This window comes from Cupriavidus sp. 8B (assembly GCF_054589115.1).
The window spans coordinates 26,936-28,708 of the sequence record NZ_BAAILO010000289.1 but is presented as its reverse complement, the minus strand read 5'-3'; the positions used below and the strand labels follow the sequence as shown (position 1 = coordinate 28,708).

Sequence of the window (1,773 nt, the reverse complement as noted above, 5' to 3'; positions counted from 1 at the left end):
CACGAAGGAGAGCGGGCACAGGGGCGACGCTTCGCGTCGCGCGCTATCCCTCACCGGCCTGAAGGCCGATGTTTCCCGCGCGAACTGATGAAGATTTCGCGCAAGATTTCGCGCAAGAAAATCGCGCTTGGCACCGCCGTACTGGCGATTGCCGCTGGGGTTGCCGTCCAAGCGGTCTGGCACCCGTTCGGACGCGCCTGGAAGGGGCAGCCCCGCCAGCTTGAGCTCGATTTCAGCCGCCCCGATGCGCTGGTCGACAGCGAAAGCCTGTCCAGCCTGCCGCGCGATATGCTCCGCGTGCCGCTGCTGCGCGACGTGCTCACCGAAGATTTCGTCAATTACTACGAAGACAACGAAGGCCGCCTGTCGGCCTCGGGCGCTTTGCGCCGCATTGCCTTCGAGCACGACCTGGACTGGGCCGATGCGTTGTTCAAGCGCGTGTTCGACGAACCGGGCCGGCTCATGGCGTGGCGCGGCGCCGATGGCACCCTGCGCTACTGGGCGCTGTCGATGGAGCGCAATGGATTGGCCAAGGTGCTGCAGACACTTGGCACCATCGCCCCGGCCGATACCCAGTTGAGCCGCGCCGGCGAAGTCGACGGCACGCCGCTGTACGCGCTGCGGATCGGCCCGGCGCGCAGCCTGCTGCTCGCGGGCAAGGGCGATCGCCTCGTGATCCTGTCCGAAGCCGGCATGCTGCTGGACGCCGAGGGCAAGCCCATTGGCGCCCGCGCCAAGGCGGTGGCCGCCTGGTTGTCCGACGATGCCGGCGCGCGCGAGACCCCACTGCAATCGTTCGCGCTCGACGCAGTCAAGGGCCCGCCCAAGGGCCACCGCGTGCTGGTGGGCGCGAATTACCTCTCGTTTGGCTACCAGGCATTCTTCCCGGGCATCGAAGCGCTGCGCTTCGATTTTGCCGGCGCCGACGATGCCGCGTGGCACAGCGCGGTGCTGGTCGATGGCGCGCGCCTGCCGGGCGAGTGGAACACGGCCGAGCTCTGGAAAGCCTTGCCGGCGGACCCCGCAGCGTGCGCCACGCTGCCGGTCGACTGGCAGGCCGCCGGCAAGATGCTGCAGAAGGTCAGCGGTGGCAAGGACGAGTTGGCAACGCAGGTGGGCCAGGCCTTCGAAGGCCCGGCCGCCGTGTGCTGGTACAGCAAGTCGGCGCTGGTGGCGCCGTTGTTCATGGCCCGCGTCAGGTCGGCCGATGCCGCTGGCGCGCTGCGTCCGGTGCTGGCGAGCCTGTTCGAGCAAGTGATCGGCGCCTATGAACCCAACGCCGGCGCGCAGAAGGGCGCAGAAAAGGGCGCCTATGCGCGCCTGCCGGTGCAGAACCGCCAGGGCGCGGGCGGCGCGGTGCTCTGGTCGCGCGCGGTCAGCTCGCCCTATGGCACGCGCGAGGGCAAGGCGGCGCCGTTCGCGGCCCAGCTTTCGGCGGGCGCGTATTTCCCCGTGACGCTGGCACTGGCCGGCAACGCCGTGCTGTTCTCGCCTGACGGCGCGTTGGTGGATGACGCGCTGGCGGTCCAGGGCAAGCGCTTTCCCGCGGTGGCCGACACCATGCAGCGCGGCCAGCAGGCCCGTACCGTGCTCAGCTTCACCCCGTCGACGCTGGCGCCGCTGGTGCGCCGCGAAGCCACCAAGGCTCTGCCAGCGGACCAGGAGGCCCTGTTCCTGAACGCGGCGCGCGCGCATTTGTTCCCCAAGCTGAAGACCCTTGCGGCATACCCGGCGGTCTCGCTGGTCCTGCCGGACAACCTGCCTGCGGGGCGT

Annotated in this window: 1 protein-coding gene; it reads left to right on the top strand. The window is 69.5% G+C overall.

Annotated features, from left to right (window positions below; all coding sequences use genetic code 11):
• Nucleotides 1-87 precede the first annotated feature (87 nt).
• A partial coding sequence (locus tag ACYP5B_RS28710) for a DUF2138 domain-containing protein (RefSeq protein WP_459571935.1) occupies nucleotides 88-1,773 on the top strand: 1,686 nt, incomplete at its 3' end.